The sequence below is a fragment of the Nocardioides sp. YIM B13467 genome, from assembly GCF_042788075.1.
In the GTDB taxonomy this organism is placed as follows: domain Bacteria; phylum Actinomycetota; class Actinomycetes; order Propionibacteriales; family Nocardioidaceae; genus Nocardioides.
This window is the reverse complement of the sequence record NZ_JBHZPJ010000036.1, coordinates 1-1,288: the sequence shown is the minus strand read 5'-3', so window position 1 is coordinate 1,288 and position 1,288 is coordinate 1. Positions and strand designations below refer to the sequence as shown.

The 1,288-nt window shown below is 67.0% G+C and carries 1 protein-coding gene; it reads left to right on the top strand.

Annotated features, from left to right (window positions below; all coding sequences use genetic code 11):
- Window positions 1-280: 280 nt before the first annotated feature.
- Window positions 281-1,288: DUF222 domain-containing protein (locus ACFX43_RS07045; protein ID WP_378818727.1), on the top strand; the 1,008-nt coding region annotated here is incomplete at its 3' end.

Sequence of the window (1,288 nt, the reverse complement as noted above, 5' to 3'; positions counted from 1 at the left end):
TCGCCGGCCGCTTCGCGGTCCTGGACTCCGGACCAGATCGAGAAAAGATTTGGCTGGCTATCGGGGCGGCGGCCCGGGTGTGGCGCAGCGGACTCTTGCCTGGGAAGGGTGAGGGTTGCTGGGGCGGAAGGGTGGCCCTTCGGGCCACTTACCATCCACAGGTTTGAGGTCGTTCGCTCACCGCGAAATGGCGCCTGACCTGCATAAATGGTTGGTCCTGGAGGTGTTTGAGGAGTAGAATCGGACCCCTCACAACACCTCTTTGAAGGGAGGGATGGCGATGAGTCTCGGGCGCGAGATCGACCCCTGGGGAACTGGCCCCGGCGACCTGATCGACGCAGCCCTCACCGCCATCGAGACCGCCCTCTACGACCTTCTCGCCACCGATCCCGCCTACTGGCGGACCGGACAGAAGAAGGACCTGCTGGAGCGGCTCGAGAAGCTCCAGGCTCAGCAGGCCGCGTTGAAGCTGCGGGTGCTGGCCACAGCTGGTGATGTCGCCGAGGAGACCGGTGCCAAGGACGCCTCCGGGTGGATGCGGACCGAGCTCCTGGTCGACCAGGCCGTGGCCCGCTCCCAGATCAAGCTCGCCGCAGGTGTCGCGAAGTACGAGCTTGTTGCTGCTGGTCTCGCCGATGGTGTGGTGTCCCAGGACAAAGCCCGGGTGATCACCCATGCCCTCGACGCCATCGAGAACGACCCCGTTGCCAGCGGCGAGGACCTGATCCTGGCCGAGAAGCTCCTGGTCGACTACGCGACCCGGTTGACGGCGAACGAGTTGAAGATCGTCGGGCGCCGGATCCTGGCCGAGATCGACCCCGAGCGGTTCGAAGCCGCTGAAGCCGAAGCGCTGCAGCGGGAGGAGGAGCACGCGCAGCGGCGTACGTTCTTCCAGTCCCGTGACAACGGCGACGGCACCATCGACATCCACGCCCGCGTTTCCCGCGCGGTCGGGATGCGGCTCCGGACCCTGCTGGACTCGCTGGCTCAGCCGAGGAAGCTCTCGGCCGAGAACCGTGGCCGCAAAGCCCCCTATGACCGGCTGCTGGGCCAGGCGTTTGCCCGGGTGGTCGAGACCTACGACGTCGACCAACTGCCCCGCCACGGTGGCCACGGCACCACGGTGTTCATCACGATGAGCGTGAAAGACCTCCGCAAGGACCTCGGCACCGCGGCCCTGGGGTTCGACGGCGAGAAGATCACCGCCGCCGAGGCCCGCCGGATGGCCTGCAACGCCGACCTCGTCCCCGTCGTGCTGGGCACCGACTCCGAGATCCTCGACCTCGGC